Source organism: Cupriavidus sp. 207A1, from assembly GCF_057798955.1.
In genome coordinates this window covers 21969-38951 of the sequence record NZ_JBYOJO010000008.1, presented here as the reverse complement: position 1 = coordinate 38951, position 16983 = coordinate 21969, and the positions used below count along the sequence as shown (strand labels likewise).

Genomic DNA, 16983 nt, shown 5'->3' with positions numbered 1-16983 from the left:
CGTATTAGTCCTGGATGATTGGAATTCGACCTTGGTAGACGGAGCCACCAGAGATACGCAGGAAGTACTGCAGGTTCGGTAGTTGCATGATCAGCTCATGCGGAATCAGGGGCGCCTTCTCAAGCTGCATGGAGCGCGACACAGAGCCGCTAAATTCACCGACATGAGCCTCAGTTCCGGTGCTGGTGCTGCTCGACACGACGATGTTCCGAATGGCGGTGGTGCCGGCTTTCTCGGAGAACCACTGTGCCGTGTCGATGTCCTCCAATCGTAAGATGATCTGGTTGTTCAAATTGCCCAAAACCTGCTGCATCTTGGCGACGTTTCCAAGTTTCGCCGTCATATCGGAGCGTGTCTGGTAGGCGACGAATGCCTTGAAGCCCGCGCCGCGGCCTTTGTTGAGAATCTGGAGCATCTGTTCGTTGATGGCTTCTGCGGCCTCGTCAATGATCAGCACGACCTCGGGCGGCTTGGCGTAGAAGTTGTAGATGGCGCCGGCCACGGAAGCGATGTCCGCCAGCAGCATCGACATGACGGCCTGGGCAACCAGTGAGTTCGAGAGCGAGTCGGCGCCGACATAGAGCACCGCCTTCTGCTTGATGACCTTGTCGATGTCCCAGATCTCCCGGTCGTCTTCGAAGTCGTCTGCCTTCGGGGCCAGCATCAGACCCGTTTCGCCGGTGGCCAGCATCTGGAGCAAGGGCAGGGCAGAGGCGATAATCCGACCGTAGTGGTCGCGATCGTGCTGGAACGTGGCGATCAGGCCGTCAATGGCCTCATGTCCTTGTCCCTTGTTCGAGAACCTCTCGATGTAGAGACGGACCATGGCATCGAGCTTTGTGCCGCCGGCGCGCTGTCCTACCTGCTGCATGTAGCCGGTGACCTCTTCCTCCCAATCCGGCTTGCCGGCTTCCGGGAAGAAGCGCTGGAGCGCGCGGTCCAAGAGATTGTTGATGCCGTTCTGGGCGTACTGCAGGATCGAACGCAGGTTAGGCTTGTCGCCGACATAGAGTTCGCCCTTCACCGCGCGGTCGATGAACAGGAATGCGAACTGCCGGAACGGGCCTTCCTCCATCAGTTGCGCAATGCGGGTAGGGATCTCCGACGGCTGGGCCCAGTTCTCCAGTGGATTGAGCCGTATCGACTGCGACGGCGCCGCTTGCTTCCAATAGAGAAACTTGCGTCCCGTGCGCTCGCATTCCCGCTTTACCCGAGCGGCCCACTCGGCATCGTTCTTGGGGTCAATGACGATCAAAACGTCGTTGGGGTTGTGGATCACCTGGGTCGAGATGACCTCATAGGTGCGAGTCTTGCCGGCGCCGGTCGTGCCGCTCACGGCGGTATGGCCGGGCATCGCCTTGTAATGGAACGGGATCGGGATCTTCTGTGGTTCCATGCCGTGGATCCACGATTTTCCCTGCGGAGACTGGTCGGCGATGCTTCCAGCCGGCGCAAACACAGCCTCCACTCGCTCTACTATAGGCTTTGGCAGCCAACGAGGCAGGCCGGGAATGTCACTGGAGGGCATACGCAGGATGTCGTGCGCAATCTGGCAATGCTTCTGTGTCCACTCGAATCCCGTGCCGAGATACATGGCATTGTCCGTCTTCCGCATCTGCGCGCTGAGTGCCAGGAGCTTTCCCACAGGAATCACGGCGAGCCACTTGGTCGAGATGGCAAGGCGGAATTTCAGCGCCCGCCAGACCTGCACCGAGCGGAACAGGAGCATGGCCAGGCAGAACAGCGAAAAGTAGCCCGCTCCCGGCATTCCGCTGGCCAGAATCAGTACGGCCGCCAGCAACCATCCGATGGCTGCGCGGAACTCATAGATCGGGCGGAAATGGTTGATGTAATGGTGCATCAGTCATCCACCTCGTTGCCGGCGGATTGCGGCCGCGTTGCGATCAGGTTCGCGACCTTGTCCACCAGAAGGATGTCCTGCCCCACGATCTTGTACAGCAGCTGGAATTTGCGGAGGTTCTCGATGAGCGTTTCCGACGCGATGCCGTAATTGCTCAACATGCGTTTGCTGATCGCGAGCCGGTTGTCGACCCAGGACACCTTTACCTTGCCGGCCGCCACGTCCTGGGCCAGGGCTCGGAAGAACTCACGCATCAGGTTCGACGCGCCGGCCAGCGCTTCCCTGAACGGGTCGGCAGGCTGTTCAGGGCGGAGCGATCGCGCGCCGTCGAGCTGCACTGCAGGCCGGGCCGTTTCGCGGGGGACCGGTACCGTCGATGGTGCTTGCGGGTGCGGGGGAGAGCTATCAGCGCCTACCGGAGGTGGGTTCTCGGTGGGCGCACGGGAGTCGACAGAGGCAGGCGCAGTTGCCGCTGCTTGCTCGGTTGCAGCTGCGGCAGGCGGCTTCGCTTGGGCTGTGGCATCTGCAGCGGCGCTCAGCAAATCCGCCTTCGGCGCCGGCGTCGTATCGGGCGAGAAGGCGGCACGCCGCGCCTTGATCTCGAACTGCGTAACCGTGTCGATCGCTTGGCGAGCGACCTTGTGCAGAAGCGTTTCGAGACTGCTCGGTCGGGGATCAGGATTGATGGCGCCGAACAGGTCGGCAAGCACCTGGCCGTCGAATCCCGCAAGGCGCTCCGCACCGAGGATCTCGCGCGCGAGGAGCGCTGTGCGCATGCGCTCGATGGGAAGGGCGGTCTCGCGGCGCGTGACGCGGTAGGTGCTCCCACCTAGCCAGGGACCAAACGCGCCGTGGATGGCGGGCATCCATTCCAGGCCATCGCTTTCCCGATGAAACTGGAAGTGCCGGCATGGCTCATCCAGGCGCGAACAGCAGGAGGCCAGGAAGAGCGCATACAGGTACTGCGGCTCCAGCTTCCGGCGGCGCTCGGAGGTCTGATCGGCGGCGAACTTCTGCGCGCCGGATAGACGCATGGCGAAATAGGCTGCTTCCACCGTAGCGCGGAATGCGCCGCCTGGCTCAGCGTGCTCGCCGGGTCGCAGCGGCATGCTAGAGAACCACGTGGCGCAGCGCTCCAACACATCAAACCACTTGGTGGTGAAGTCGGCGCTGTCCGCCTCGTTCGCGTACTGGCGGATCAGCGCGACGCGGTCGGAGAAAGATGCCAGCAGCGCATCCGCCGGCAGGTGTGCATGTGTAGTCATCATCGCCCTGCCAGCTTGTTGCCGAGGTTCCAGGCACCGCGGCCGAGCATCTTCATCCCGCCGGTGGCACCGACGCCGCCGCCGGTCCCGAAGAGGGAGCCTGCAATTTTCGGGATCTCCATGGCAACGAACACCAGGATGATCGCGGTGCTGAGCGCATAGCTGGCCGCAATGGTGGTGTCAGTCCCTACTTTGCCGATGTCTGTGACCATGGCGATGAGCGATTTGCTCACCAGCTGCGAGATGATGGCTGCCACCACCATGTACATCGAACCGGTGACCATGTAGTCCAGCCAGGCATTGAAGAACCGTCGGGAGATCTCCGCCATGCCGAATGCCACGGCGAGCGGACCCACGACGATACCCACGGCCACCAACAGATGCCCGACCAGGATGAACCACGAGTAGATCAATGCGGCAATCAGGACAGCGATGAATGCGAACGCGAACAGAATTGCGGCGACGACGGCATCAAGTAGGGAAAGGGGATTCACAATTCCGGCCTTCAGCGTCTTCAAGATTGAATCTACAAACTTGCCACCTGTATCGGCCAATGATGCGGGGAGGTCATAGATGCTATTTCCTCCGTTGATAGACGTGGCGAGATGGTCGAACCAAAGGAACAGGCCCGAGGAGAAGCTTGTGTAGCTCGCGTACAGCGAAGCAAAAATGCCGAGCACCAGAAAGGTCTCGAAGAGATCCGTCCAGGCACTGACGGGATCCGAAGTAGCCGCGAATCGAAGCCCGGCCAGGACCAGCGTGATCACCCCCAGCCCGAATGCGATCTTGTTGGCGTCCTCCACGGTGGCTTTACTCAGCGACGTAGCCGCCTGAATCAGGCTGCTGCGCATCCCATCGAGCTTGCTCAGCGTCTTCCTGATCCCCTCACTGATGTCGCCCGGCTTGCCTGCACTTGCAGCTACGACCGGTTGATTTCCCGCTGTAGCTTCCTGTGCCGCGGCCAGCTGTGGTACGACGCAAAGAGTGGCGAGGAGTAGCGCGACAAAGCCCCAGAACATCCGTGTGGGAGTGATCGAGGTCCAGTTCATTTGAGGTTGAGGATCTTCTGACGTTGCTGGTCTCGCTCGGCTTGCAGACGACGCGCCGTGTCGAGCGACTCGGTCTCGATGGCCAGCGCTTTCTGGTCCTTGTCGGCATCCGACTGCACCTTGGCGCTCATCATCTGCAACAGGTCCGAGTTCTGGTTGGCCAGGACGTCGAGCATTTCGTTGGTCGCTTCCGCCGCGGCCTGTGCCGTGCCAGTGAGCTTCATTTCCTTCTGGATCTTCTGCCGACGCTTCGCCTGGGTCTGCACGTTCTTGACCACCGAGTTGCCCAGATCGAACAGGTTCTTCGCGGTCTTGTCTCCATTTGCCAGCAGCGTGCGCTGGTCCTCAAGCCACTGCCCGCTGGGCTTGCCCGAAGCCTTGACCATGCTGCGCACCTTCGAAAGGTAGTCCGCGTTGTCGGAGACGGCCCCATAGAGATCGTTCAGCGTCACGCCGTAGAGATCGAACTTGCCGATCTCATCCTTGATCGCGTCGAGCTGCTCGGTAAGATGGGCCGGGTCCATTCCGGTGGCCTGCAGCAACTGATTCGCCATCATGCGGTACTGGTAGGCGATATTGGTGTTCTCGTAGATTTCAGTCTTGAGCGCCTGCAGTGCCGTCCTGGTCGTCTGCACGAGGTTGGCGCCATCGATCACCGGAAGCGCGGCGTGAACATTCGCGGAAGCTGCAAGGGTTGCCACCATGGCGGCGCGTACGATCCAACCTTTCATCGGTTTCTCCTTATGCAGAGCGCGCGAGCATTTCGCGCACGTAGTTTTGTTGCCACTCCGACACGCCAGAGGCGTAATGCCGGTCAAGGATCGATTGCGCCACGCCATCGGACCGGAGCATCGCCACCATCTCGTCGGAAAACGTGCTCTGAAGCATCCGCGTCTGCGCCCGCGTGATCCACAGATAGTCCCGGTTCGGCACCGCGTCGTTGATCATCTGGATCTGGTCGTCGGTCAGGCCGAACTTGTCCTTGTAGAGGTCTTTGCTGGTATTGGCCTGGCTGTTCGGCAGGTAGATCAGATTGCCGACGTTGTCCTTGAGAATTTCGAAATCCGGGACACGTTCGAGCTGCCGCAGCGACTGCGTGGCCATCCAGACGGCGCCGTTGAGCTTCCGGATGGTGGTGATCCAGGTCTCCAGCCGCTTGTAGAAGCGGGGATGCTGGAAGAAGAAGCCCGCCTCTTCGACTTCGATGATGGTGTACCGGAGGCCGTCCATCGACTGGCTGATCCGATAGAACGCATAGTCCGAGAACAGCACCGCGGCGCGTGGATACTTCTCGAAGAGGTCGCCCATCTCGATCGACAGGTTGTCACTGACGTCGAATGCGTCCTCTGCGTGGTCGAAGAAGTGCCCGTACTGGCCGCCCTGCAGCCAGATCTGCAGCCGCTCGCGCAGGCTGTCGTGCAGCAACGTGGCCAGGCGGCCGAGGGTCCAGTGCTCGCGTGGGTACGTCGCGAGAATCTTCACCGCCTCGTAGATGTCTTGCGACTGTTGAGGGCTGAGAGAAAACTCTTCATCCTCCAGGGCCAGCGTCACCCATTCGGTGACATAGGTGAAGTTTGCCGGGCTGTTGAGGAGCGACAGCGGGTTCACGTGTGTTGCCGCCTGGAACTTGCCGGTCACGTCGACGAATGCGCCGCCACTGAGGAGCGTCGGGATGCGGGTCGAGCGGTCCTTGTCGAACCGGATCCGACGCGCGTCGTGCCGCCCGGCCTGCGAGACCAGGAAGTTCAGGAACACTGACTTGCCAGCCCCGATGGGGCCGATGATGAGCAGGTGCCCGTTGCCGCCCGGCTGGTGCAGGTCAACACGCTGTGCGGTGCGATGACGCGTGGGCAGACAGGTGAGGGGAGGCACTTCCTTGCCGGCCTTGTCCGACAGCCACGCGTTGTGGGTGGGGCCAGGCATGACGGAACGCACCGGTGCAAGGTCGGAGACCGCGGGCGTTTCAACAAACTGAAGACGACGCTGCTTATCCCATCGGCCGGGCAAGGTGCTGTTCCAGGCCGGCATCAGGTTGGCCTTCTCCCGGATGGCACCAAAGCCGGCGTTGGTGAGTGCGCCCACCACCTCGCTCACCGAGTCTTCCAGAGCCGATTCGGTATCGCCGTAGACGACGATCGAGATATTCGCGAAGCCGTGCTGGGTGCCTTCTGCCGTCAGACGCTTAAGAGCCTTGCCCGCTTCCTTGGCCAGCTCTTCGCGCCCCTCGTCGTTCTCGGCTTCTTCCTTGGCAAAGTACTGTTTCAGGATCGCTCGCACATTGAGCGCCGCCATCTTGTAGAAGCGCCGGACCTTCTCAATGTAGGCCGCCGCCCGCGCCGTATCGAGGAACCGGTACATGATGCAGACGTCGAGTTCGGCATCGATCTGCATCAGGCTATCCAGCGCGGCTTCCTGGAAGCTCATCCATTCCTTGACGGCAACGATCGCGGCGTAGCGTTTCCCGTGGGCGGATTCGAACAGCAGCCGCTCGGAGCCGACCGTGACTTCCGATTCCGTCAGATGGGTATCGAGAAGGGTCACCGGATATCGAATGCGGCGGGGCGGCACGCTTGGGTTAGCTGCCTGGTGCAGGACGGCGTAGCTGTCCTGCATGACCAGTCGGCGCGTGCGCAGGCGCGGTACGCCCCCCGTGAACGCGTCCAGCATGGATTCGAAGCGGCGCGCGTCCGTCGTCAGCTTCTCCAGATCGAAGGCGAAGGCGCTGCGCGCAAAGAGGGTGTCTTTCGTCGCCTCGAAAATGGCGGGAATGACAGACTTGCCGCCAACCGTCATGTGGTAGCCGGTTTTGTCGAAGAACTTCGCGATCCCGCTCTCAGGCGTATAGGCGAGCGCCAGCGAGTGGGTATTGTGGAAGTACTTCCCCGTCGTCATGTGCGCGCGGTTCAGCGCGTCGAGCCGGGCATCCGCCCCCGCCGTAAAGTCACCGTCGATATAGCTGCGAGCCCGCCGGTGGCTGATCTTCCACCATGCGGTGATCCGGTTATCGAACGACCGGCACGCCTGGTCCAGCTGATTGCGGGCCGACGTAATGTCGTTGCTGTCTGGGCTGTCGGCATCGACACCCAGGAACTCGTAGGTCGCGAGTAATGACCCGTCCTTGTTTAGGATCAGCTCCGGTGTGATCGACGTCAGCCACGGCGCGATTTCGTAGAGCGGGCGGCGTTTCAGGTTCAGCATGGCAGGTCGCTGTCAAAGCCATAGGGGCGGCGAAAGAGGGTGCTCAGCTTGCCGTGCCAGGGGGTTGATTCGTACAGGTCGCCGTAGTGGTTGTAGACGTTCAGGATCTGGTTCCACCACGGGTCCCGACTGGTAAGCCAGCGCAGGAGCGCGTGGAAGGCCATGCCCATCACCACGACGGCCACCGGGATCTTCCAGCCGCTACGGAAGGTCACGTACACCAGCAGGGCGACAACGGTGCCATTGGCGATGGCTAGACCGCGAACGGCACCGCCGATCTGGCGCGGCCGGGAGAGGCCGATGCTGACGTGGTGCTCGCGCATGATCAGAAGCCGGTGCACTGGGCCGCGACACCCAGCGTTTTCATGATTGCCGGTGCAGCGGCGGCCAAGCCGATGCCGATACAGATGACCGAGACGAATTTCATGATGGTCGACTCGGAGTTGGCAATGCCGATGGCGCCCAGCACGATCAGGATCAGGCCGGCCACGAAGAGGTACTTGGTGTTGATGAAGGTGGCAATGCCGCAGATGAACTCGCCGAGGTTGCCGAGGAAGCCGAAATCGGCAGCCGCGGCAGAGGTGGCGACGCCCATCAAGCCGACCAGAACCAGCATGGAGGGAAGGGATTTTCGCGCCGTTGCGGCTGCACGTTGGGTAAAGCGGTGAGACATGGGAGAGACTCCTGGTGGTTAGAAAACGCGTTCGAGGTCGTAGTCGTTGCTGCGGAAGCCCTTGATCTCGATGATTTCCGAGATATGGCGCATCTCGCCGGTGCGGCGCATATGGACGACGTAGTTGAAGCACTCCGCGATCAGCTTGCGCATGTCGTCGAGCTCCCACCGTGAGCCATGTGGGATACCGAGCATCGCAAGGCTCTCCATGCGGGAGAGCGCCGAGCGGGCGTTGTTGGCATGCAGCGACGCCATGCCGCCGTCGTGGCCGGTGTTGAGCGCCTGGAGCAGGTCGAAGGCCTCGCCACCGCGGACTTCGCCAACGAGAATGCGATCTGGGCGGAATCGCAGTGCAAGGGCCACCAGCTGCTGGGTGGTCACGTTCTTGTCGGTGTTGGAGAGCAGGCGCACCGCGTTCGGCACACGCGTCTTGAGCTCCATCGTGTCTTCGATGGTCAGGACGCGCTCGCCGTCGGGGATGTTCTCCACGAGCGCATTCAGGAAGGTGGTCTTGCCGGAGGAGGTGCCGCCGGCGACGAGGATGTTCTTGCGCTGGCGCACCAACTCGATGAGGGCATCCTTCAGCGCGTCGTCTTCGACCGCCCCCTTGAAGATGGGCAGGTCTGTGTGTTTGCTGCGGGCATGCCGGGCCGAGAATGCGCCGGCCTTGACGTAGTCGCTAAGGGACAGGTTAGTCTCTCGGTGACGCCGGATGCTGAGGGCGTGGCCGTCGATGGCTGTGGGTTGCATTACGGCAGCGATGCGCAGGCCCTTATGGCCCGCGTTGATGATGCCCTGTGCCGTGCCACGCACGGCAGACTTCTGGACGGAGGAGGCCAGCGATCGGACTGCGCCTTCGAGCTTGGCGGGTTCCAGTTGCACGTCCAAGCGGGTCATTTCGCCGCGTCGCTCGACCCAAATGCTGTCATGACGGTTCACCATGACTTCGGCCACATCCGACGCATCGATGAATGCGCGGATTGGTGCCAGCGACTCAAAGAACATCGCAACGGCGCTGGCTTCGAGCTGACTGAGCTGCAGAACGGGATGGTTCGGATCGGAGACTTGCATGCCCGCTATTGTTGGCGGGCGGCCCATGACGCGGGCCGTCAAAAGCTGGGTGATTTTTGCGAGCTTTCCAGAAAACTTGCGCACGCATCGCCTGCTGAAGTGATCTCAAGCGAAGCAGACCGTGCTTGTAAGGCTGAGCATGCTCATACTGGATTTCCGGAAAGCCATACCAAAACTGCGAGCTTTTCGGACTATTGAAACTCGCTAGCTCTCCCAATGGAGTCAGCATCCAAAGCGGATGCGGACTGCGTAGAGGGAAACAATTTCAGAAAGCCGCGCAAATTCGCACTGCTTTCCTCGGTACTCCGGTGAGGGTTCACTGCTTCAATTAGCGGCATCCCAATGGACTGCCGCAGCATGCCTCTCTTCCGCAAGAATTCCAGCAATGCCAAGACCCTGGCGGTATCCCCGGGGATGTACGGCAATGAGAGTCCCGAACAGGTGATCTTCGACCGTACGACCAGGATTGCCATTGAGCGAAATCACTGGAAGGTGGCCACGCTCGGGCTGGGTTGCATTGCGCTCGCGGCAATCATGACCCGCGAGCCGCCGCCCTCCGTGGTGAAGGCGGTCGGCGTGTCAGCCGACGCCAGCGGCAAGCCCATCGTGCGGGAGCTGGAAGCGTTCCAGCCGGAAGGCATTCAGCTGCAGTGGGCATTCAAGGACCTGGTGACGCGCTGGTTCACGATCGAGCCGATTCTGACCACACAGGTCGAGGATTCCCGCATGGCGCGGAACCTGAGGTCGGTCCGAGAACAGATGATCGGATCTTCGCGCAAGCAGTTCGAGGATTGGGTGACCGAGGATGAGCCGTTCCGGCAGGTGGGCACGTCGGCCACCCTGGTGCGAGAAGTGAAGGTCACCAATATCGCCGTGCTGCCCGACAGCACGGTCGCAGTCGAATTCATCACCACCACCACGGAAGATGGCTACAAGCCGCGCAAGATGCGCTACGCGATGACTTTCCGCTACCAGGTGAAGCCGCCGACCAGTGATGCCGTGCTCGGTACCAACCCGTTCGGTGTCCACCCCGTCTTCTTCAGCCTTCAGAAATCGCCGGCCTGAGGCCGCGACCACGCTCATGGAAATTCGCAAGTCATCCCCGCTGAGTGCCTTGGCTGCCGCCGTCCTGGCGCTGAGCTTTGCCGTGCCCGAAACCCAGGCTGCTGACAAGCCGATGCGCCGCCCCGGCGCGGGCGTAGCAGCGCTGGGCATCGGCGACATCAGCGATGCGATGAATCCTGCCAATCCCTTCAATGGTGGGGTGGACCCCATAGCGCTGCCTGGAGATTCCCGCCTTGTCGTCTTCACCTATAACCGCGACCAGATCTTCCGCATCCTGTCTGCACCGCTGAAGATGACCACCATCGAGTTCCCCGATGACGAACAGATCGTCGGCGAGCCCGCGTGGGGCGAGAGCGTTCGCTGGGATTACGAGACCGATGGCCTGAACCACCTGTACGTCAAGCCGCAGGCGGCCGGCCTGGTCAACACACTGTCGGTCAACACCAACAAGCGCAGCTACGAATTCACGCTGGTGTCCTCGCCCCTGGGTGGGATCTTCTACCAGAAGGTTCGCTTTCGTATCCCGACGTCCTTTGCTGCCAAGGCGAAGGCGCGCAGTGAATCGCGTGCCGACGGGGCAGAAGCGCTGTCCGCCGAAGCTGGTGGCCGCAGCGCCGATGCCGTCGCGGTGGCGCCGGAGCAACTCAACTTCGACTACTCCATCTCCGGCAGTGCTGGCTTCCGCCCGGACACTGTCTTTGACGACGGCAAGGCGATCTGGCTGCGCATCCCGAAGGGAGCTGACTGGCCCGTTGCCCTGGTCAAGGACGGCAGCGACTTCGTGGTGGTGAACTTCATCCGCCGAGGCGAATTCCTGGTCGTCCAGCGCCTGGCCGAAGCGATCGCGCTGCGCTCGGGCTCGGATGAAGTGAAGATCGAGCGCGGCCGTCGCCGCATTCTGGGGTTGTTCTGATGCGCGATCGGAAGTCGTCCACCAACGTCTCCGACGTGACGGATGCGCAGGAACGCACCGTCAAGGGGAAGCTGCCGCGCAACATCGTGATGGCGCTTGGCGTCGTCGCGGCGTTCCTCGTCGGCGGGCTCGGCTACTACTTCCAGTCGGTCAGCGAGGAACAATCCGATGCCAAGGCCGAGCAGGACCGCGCGGAGCAGCTGCGCCAGCGGGCCAGCAGCGGCGACAACGGCCAGTCGCTCGAGGCCACGATCCGCGAACAGGCGGCAAGGGCACGGGAAGAGGCTGAGCGGCAACGGGCTCGCGCGGAGAAGCCGGACAGCGGCACGGCACCGATCATGAAGGCTGGCGACCTGGTTGGCGCGGCCAAGCCAACCACTGCCGAGGTGAAGAAAAACGAGGAAGACGACATCTTCACCTCATCGATTTACAAGAAGGGTATGCGCAAGTCGCAGATGGGCGGCACGAAAATGCCGGCTGGCATGGCGGACTTGACTGACCCGGCTCAGATGCGCGTCCTGCAGCAGGCAGCGGTCGTACGCGCCAGTGCAAGCAACGGCCTCCCGGAAGCCGCCGAAGCTCCGGCGTCTTCCGACAACAAGTTCCTGCGCGATGCCAGCGCCGCGAAGACCATGCGCACCGGTTTTGACGGGAAACTGCCGAAATGCACGGTTAGCCGAGGCTTCGTCATTCCTGCGACGTTCGCAGGGGGCCTCAACTCGGATAAGCCGGGCGAATTCCGCGCGACCGTCTCGCAGGACGTCTACGACACGGTGACGGGGCGGTGCAAGGTGATCCCGGCCGGCAGCACGCTGGTGGGTACGTACAGCGCGGATATCGCCGTGGGCCAGGAGCGCATCCTCGCCGCCTTCGTGCGCATGCAGCTGCCGAACGGCAAGACCGTGCCGCTGATGGGCATGCAGGGTGCCGACCCCAACGGATACTCCGGCATCAGTGGTGACGTCAACAATCATTTCGTGCGGATCTTCGGCGCTGCCCTGGTTATCGGCTTGCTTGAGCATGCCTTTAAGGACAACAACACGGCGACCACAGTCGGCGCCAATGGCCTGACCACCTATGGCACTGCTGCCGGCCAAATCGCTGCCCAGACCGCATCCACGATCCTGAGCCGCAACCAGGGCATCCGGCCGACGATCACGACGGAGCCGGGCCAGAAGATGATGGTGCAGGTCAAGCACGACATGGTGCTGGAGGCCTACCGTGACTAAGACGCTGGTCGCCTTCGTTGCTGGTCTGCTGACGAGCCACGCGCCCGCCGCGACCATCCAGGCGGTCATCAGCCCGAATGCGGTGATCGTGAATGCCGACGGCAAGGACCTGTTGCACATGATCGCGGGAAAACCGGTGCTCTACTGCGGGCTCGACGCATTCCTCGCATGGTCATCGCGCCTGATCGGTGCATCGATCGAAGCGGGGGCGGACGCCGGGCCGGTTGTCCAGATCGGCGGCAAGGCGGTGCCGATCTCGGGTCTCTTTGCGCGCGAAGGCTGGCTCCGCCCGGCTGTGCTGACTGAGGCAGCCCAGGAGGCACTCGCTGAGCGCCGTGGCGGATGGGCATGCGCGCCGAAAACCGAGCCGTTTGCGCAGATGGGGCAACGTGTGGACCCGAAGATCACCGCGGGCATCGCGATGAACGAGTCGGCTTATCGCGGACGGCCCTGGCCCTGGACCTTGAACGTGGCCGGCCGCGGCATGTTCTTCGCCACGCGGGAGGAAGCTTACGCGGCGATCAATCGGCTGCTGGCGAGCCAGCGTTGCGATTTCGACGTCGGGCTCATGCAGGTGAACTGGTGCTACCACGGCAAGCGCTTCTCGTCGCCGTGGGACGCGCTGGCCCCGGCGACCAACATCCGCGTGGCCGAAGACATTCTGACCGAAAACCTGCGGCGCAGCGGCTCCACGATGAAAGCTGTGGCCTGGTACCACAGCGCCAACCCGGAGCGTGGTGGTCCGTACTTCGCTCGCTTCATGAACCACGTCGCAAAATTCCGATGATCAGGCCGCTCATTCTCTCCGCTTTGGTATTGACGGCGAGCGCCAGCGCCATGGCGGCCGATACCGATCCGCTCGACTTTGATTACCAGATCGTCGCCCGGGCGGTCGATCGTCCTGCGCTCATCTTCAACGATGGTCTGTCGACCTATATCCAGCCCCGGCCGGGCCAGGCTGTCCAGGCTGATGGTGCCTTGCAGACTGGCCCTTACTGGGTCGTCGATGGCGTGCCCGACGTCGTCCGCTATTCCGTGAACGGCCAGCCAGTGGTGGCGCGCTGGAAGCGCGCGAATGGCTTCACTTCGGAGCCTGCGAATCCTGGAGGCGACCTGCCACGCAGTCTGGCCGGCATTTCCGGGCGGTTGGCGCTGATCGGAAGCCATACCACGCTCCAGGTGGTGCGTCCCGGCCGATCGACCCTGCCTCTCGCGCAGATGATCAAGTCCATCGCGCCGGCAGGCTGGACGGGCACCGCGCAGAAGGACATTCCGATGACCGAGGATGTCACCGTCGAGCTTGGCAGCGGGGAGAACTGGCTGCAGGCGCTCGCGCGCGTGCTGGACCGCCGCAACCTGTACGCGGAAGTGGATTTCACCCGGCGCAACATCGCGCTGCGCGCTGCACCGCCGAAGGGCTTCTCGGTGGTCGGAGAGCCTTCGGCGGGGACGCCGACCGGGGGAGCGTTGCAAGCGTCGACCGAAGGGCCGACAGCGCAGCTGGCAGTGGCCGCGACGCCGCTGCCAGAAGGGCCGACACTGTCCTCCGCATTCGGAGCGGTTGCGATCCGCGACAACAAGCAGGGCCGCATCGAGATCCGATTCGAGCAGGAACCGAAGGACCTGGCTCTGCGTGACGGTTCCGACAGCAAGATCTGGACGAAGTGGGACGAGGCGCAGCGCATCCTGTCGTTTGCGACGGTCGACCGTTTCACCGCTACCGCGGACGGAAAGTCGGTGCAGGTGGATCGCTCCCCCGAGATCGAGTATGTATTCCCAGCCGAGAACGGCGCCGGCTTGGAAATGGTATTCGAGAAGGACGGCGCCACCTACCTCAGCTTCAAGAAATCGATGGTGAGCGTGTCGGTGTTCGGCGACGATCACCAGCGCAACGGCGAACAGAAGGACCGCTATTACAAGTTCAACGGCATTGCCGCGCGCATGACCGTGATTGCCGACGGGAACGTGGTCTACGTGGATCGTGTGCCGCAGGTGCGGTTTAAAGAGCAGCCCGGGAAGGTGTCGCTATGAGGGCCCTCGCAATCGGGACAGTCTTCTGTCTGGCCATGCTCTCGGGTGCTGTCCGTGCCGACTGCCTGGACGATGCTGCGACCTTCCACGGTGTGAGCCCGACTCTGCTGCGCAGCATTGCCTGGCAGGAGTCCGGCATGCGGCCCTGGGTCACCAACCGCAATACCAACGGTTCGGAAGATATCGGACTCATGCAGATCAACTCCATCCATCTGCCGCGGCTGGGGCGATACGGCATCACGCGCGCGCATTTGTTCGATGGATGCACCAATGCGTACGTCGGCGCATGGATTCTGCGCGAGAACATCCAGCGCTTCGGACCAACGTGGAAGGCGGTTGGGGCCTACAACGCCTCGTCGCCCGACAAGCAGTTGCGGTACGCCAATCAGATTCACGCCCGATGGCAAGCGCTGCAGCGCGCGGCCCTGCGCTAGTCCTACCCGTTCAATCGAGACCATAGCTATGTCCCAATCCCTTCGAATCGTCCGCCTAGTCGTGACTGCGGGCTCGCTCTTGAGCGGTCTGTTCATCGCGCCGGCATTGCACGCCGCTCAGTTGCAGAACGACGGGTGGCAGTCACTGCAGCCCTCCCGCGCGAATGCCGCCTCGATCGATCGCACGCTGCTTGCAGCGAATGGCGCTTCGCCTGCTGCCAATGCGAGTTTATCGGCCGCAGCCGCAGTGAGCGCGCCTCCCGCCGCCGTTGTGGTCGGTGACGTCTACCGCCTTGTGAAAGGCGAGCCGCTGCAACAACAGTTGCAGAAATGGGCTACACGCGCGGGCTGGACGGTGGTCTGGAATGTCCCCGATGGGTGGATCGTCCCGGGCGACAAGGACTACGGCGGGGACTTTGAACTCGCCGTCAAGCGTGTGGTTGAGGAGCTGGCCAACAACGGCGCCGATGTGGTGGGCGACAGTTGGCGCGGAAACCGCACCGTGATTATCAGCCAAAACGGGATCGTCCAATGATGAAGCAAGGCAAACGCTATACCGCGGCGGCCGTGGCGGCAGCCACCCTGCTCTCCGGCTGCGGCGTGATGGAAACGCGCCAGATTCAGAGCGCCATCAACAGCGAGGCGCAGGCGCGCTACGCCGACGCGCCGCGCAGCCGGCCGGTGTTCCGCGTGCACGAAGGCGCCTGGTTGATGGGTGAAAAGATCCGCGCCAGCAAGCCGCAGCCTGACATCTACGGCAAGCATGTGGTGTTCAAGGGCTCCCTCGGCTCACTGAATGAAGCCGCCAACTGGATCGCGCAAAGTGTTGGTGTGCGCGCTACCGTCGATCCGTCGGCAGTCGCTGCAGCGTCAAGCGCGGCGCCGGGGGTACAGCCAGCAGGCGCAGTCCGCCCGGGCGGGCCGATTCCGATGGGTGGCACGGCACGGGTAGATCTGGGCGCTCCGCTCAGCGTTGCTGCGGGTGCGAGCGCTGGCGGGGCCGCAGCGCCCCCCCTGACCCTGCGGTACGAAGGCAGTTTCAAGGGCTTCCTGGATGCCGTGGAAGCGCATTTCGGGGTGTGGTCTCGGTACAACGACGGCACGGTCACGTTCTTCAAGACGGAAACCCGCACCTTCATGCTGCCGAGCCTCGCTGATTCGTCCTCGATGAATGGATCGATCACCACGACGGACAGCAGCTCGAGCGGCATGTCGGGCGCCGGCGGGACCGGGGCCAGCAATGGTAGTAGCGGAGCAGGGCGCAGCGGGCAGTCGATGAGCATGTCGGTCGAGATGAAGCCGTGGGAGACGCTCCAGGTGACCGCAAAGGCCGTTGCCGGCGCCAGCGCCGAGGTGGTTGTCGACAAGAACCTGGGCACCCTCACAGTAACCGGGGATCCGGCCCAGTGCGACCGCATCGAACAGTTCGTCAAGAGCCTGGCCGCCATGTATGGCAAGCAGGTGGCCATCGACGTGCAGGTCTACGAGGTCCGCGTGACGCGCGAGGATAACTATGGTCTGAACCTGGCCCTCGCGTACCAGAGCTCCAGCGGGCAGCCCGGGGTCACGTTCAATTCGGCCAGCATGCCGAATGTCTCGGGCAGCGCTTCGCCGATGAACCTCGGCGCGACCATCATGAGCGGGCCATTTGCCGGCAGCAAGGCTGTGATCCAGGCGCTCTCGACGCTGGGGAACGTGTCGCAGGTGGTGTCCCGCTCGGGCGTTACGCAGAACGGGAAGGTCCTCGCGCTGCAGACCGCGACGCTGCAGGACTACGTTGCACAGGCGCAAACGACGCTGGCGGCGAATGTCGGCTCCACCAGTTCGATTCAAACCGCGACGGTCACGTACGGTTTCACCAGCAACTTCCTGCCCAAGGTCGTTGATGGCCGGATCCTGATGAACTTCGACATGACGCTCTCGGACCTTCTGCCCCTGCAGCCGTTCAACTCGGGTGGCTCAGCCAACCAGACCAGCGTGCAGCTGCGGACCATGCCGACCAACCGTTTCACGCAGTCCATCACGCTGAAGCCTGGTGAATCTCTCGTGCTGACGGGCTTGCGCAACCAGAAGGCGGCGACGACCAACAACGGCGTGGGTGAGCCGTGGATGGCCGCGCTCGGTGGCGGGGTCGGGGCGACCCGTGGCGATACCGTCATTGCAATCATGATCTCGGCCCGCTTGCTGTAACACT

Annotated in this window: 16 protein-coding genes; 8 read left to right on the top strand and 8 right to left on the bottom strand. The window is 62.7% G+C overall.

Annotated features, from left to right (window positions below; genetic code table 11):
• Positions 1–4 precede the first annotated feature (4 nt).
• Genes traD through AC3FMM_RS16170 form a run of 8 tightly spaced genes read right to left on the bottom strand, consistent with a single transcriptional unit; the run spans position 5 to position 9117 of the window.
• A complete protein-coding gene (gene traD, locus AC3FMM_RS16205; RefSeq protein ID WP_488686951.1) occupies positions 5–1861 on the bottom strand; it encodes a conjugative transfer system coupling protein TraD in 1857 nt (618 codons plus the stop codon).
• Entirely contained in the window at positions 1861–3126 is a 1266-nt protein-coding gene (locus AC3FMM_RS16200) for a TraI domain-containing protein (protein ID WP_488687154.1), read from the bottom strand. The genes traD and AC3FMM_RS16200 overlap by 1 nt, the downstream gene beginning before the upstream one ends.
• A complete protein-coding gene (locus tag AC3FMM_RS16195; RefSeq protein WP_488686950.1) occupies positions 3126–4175 on the bottom strand; it encodes a type IV secretion system protein in 1050 nt (349 codons plus the stop codon). Before AC3FMM_RS16195 ends, AC3FMM_RS16200 begins: the two co-directional genes overlap by 1 nt.
• Positions 4172–4906, bottom strand: coding sequence for a conjugal transfer protein TrbJ (locus tag AC3FMM_RS16190; RefSeq protein WP_488686949.1), 735 nt, complete (start codon positions 4904–4906; stop codon positions 4172–4174). The genes AC3FMM_RS16195 and AC3FMM_RS16190 overlap by 4 nt, the downstream gene beginning before the upstream one ends.
• A 10-nt stretch (positions 4907–4916) precedes the next feature.
• A complete protein-coding gene (locus AC3FMM_RS16185) occupies positions 4917–7373 on the bottom strand; it encodes a VirB4 family type IV secretion system protein (protein ID WP_488686948.1) in 2457 nt (818 codons plus the stop codon).
• Positions 7367–7696, bottom strand: a complete 330-nt coding sequence (locus AC3FMM_RS16180; protein ID WP_115737232.1) for a VirB3 family type IV secretion system protein — start codon at positions 7694–7696, stop codon at positions 7367–7369. Before AC3FMM_RS16180 ends, AC3FMM_RS16185 begins: the two co-directional genes overlap by 7 nt.
• A 2-nt stretch (positions 7697–7698) precedes the next feature.
• A complete protein-coding gene (locus AC3FMM_RS16175; RefSeq protein WP_115737233.1) occupies positions 7699–8046 on the bottom strand; it encodes a TrbC/VirB2 family protein in 348 nt (115 codons plus the stop codon).
• Between the two features lie 18 nt (positions 8047–8064).
• Positions 8065–9117 carry a TadA family conjugal transfer-associated ATPase gene (locus AC3FMM_RS16170; RefSeq protein ID WP_488687153.1) on the bottom strand — a complete coding sequence of 351 codons (1053 nt, stop codon included), beginning with the start codon at positions 9115–9117 and terminating at the stop codon, positions 8065–8067.
• A 357-nt stretch (positions 9118–9474) separates the two neighbouring features.
• Here AC3FMM_RS16170 and AC3FMM_RS16165 point away from each other — a divergent pair, with 357 nt between their 5' ends.
• The 8 genes from AC3FMM_RS16165 to AC3FMM_RS16130 are packed head-to-tail and all read left to right on the top strand — an operon-like array spanning position 9475 to position 16979.
• Complete coding sequence (locus AC3FMM_RS16165) at positions 9475–10182, top strand: VirB8/TrbF family protein (RefSeq protein ID WP_488686947.1); 708 nt, start codon at positions 9475–9477, stop codon at positions 10180–10182.
• 16 nt (positions 10183–10198) lie between these two features.
• Positions 10199–11095 carry a TrbG/VirB9 family P-type conjugative transfer protein gene (locus tag AC3FMM_RS16160; RefSeq protein ID WP_488686946.1) on the top strand — a complete coding sequence of 299 codons (897 nt, stop codon included), beginning with the start codon at positions 10199–10201 and terminating at the stop codon, positions 11093–11095.
• Positions 11095–12324: a TraB/TrbI/VirB10 family type IV secretion system protein gene (locus AC3FMM_RS16155; protein WP_488686945.1), complete on the top strand. Its 1230-nt coding sequence runs from the start codon at positions 11095–11097 to the stop codon at positions 12322–12324. The genes AC3FMM_RS16160 and AC3FMM_RS16155 overlap by 1 nt, the downstream gene beginning before the upstream one ends.
• On the top strand, positions 12317–13111 hold the full coding sequence (locus AC3FMM_RS16150; protein ID WP_488686944.1) for a lysozyme family protein: 795 nt from the start codon (positions 12317–12319) through the stop codon (positions 13109–13111). Before AC3FMM_RS16155 ends, AC3FMM_RS16150 begins: the two co-directional genes overlap by 8 nt.
• Positions 13108–14355 carry a TrbG/VirB9 family P-type conjugative transfer protein gene (locus AC3FMM_RS16145; RefSeq protein ID WP_488686943.1) on the top strand — a complete coding sequence of 416 codons (1248 nt, stop codon included), beginning with the start codon at positions 13108–13110 and terminating at the stop codon, positions 14353–14355. Before AC3FMM_RS16150 ends, AC3FMM_RS16145 begins: the two co-directional genes overlap by 4 nt.
• The gene (locus AC3FMM_RS16140) at positions 14352–14789 is read left to right on the top strand and encodes a lytic transglycosylase domain-containing protein (protein ID WP_488686942.1); all 438 of its coding nucleotides are present in this window, start codon (positions 14352–14354) and stop codon (positions 14787–14789) included. Before AC3FMM_RS16145 ends, AC3FMM_RS16140 begins: the two co-directional genes overlap by 4 nt.
• A 28-nt stretch (positions 14790–14817) precedes the next feature.
• On the top strand, positions 14818–15324 hold the full coding sequence (locus AC3FMM_RS16135) for a toxin co-regulated pilus biosynthesis Q family protein (protein WP_488686941.1): 507 nt from the start codon (positions 14818–14820) through the stop codon (positions 15322–15324).
• A complete protein-coding gene (locus tag AC3FMM_RS16130; protein WP_488686940.1) occupies positions 15321–16979 on the top strand; it encodes a type II secretion system protein GspD in 1659 nt (552 codons plus the stop codon). The genes AC3FMM_RS16135 and AC3FMM_RS16130 overlap by 4 nt, the downstream gene beginning before the upstream one ends.
• Positions 16980–16983: the final 4 nt, after the last annotated feature.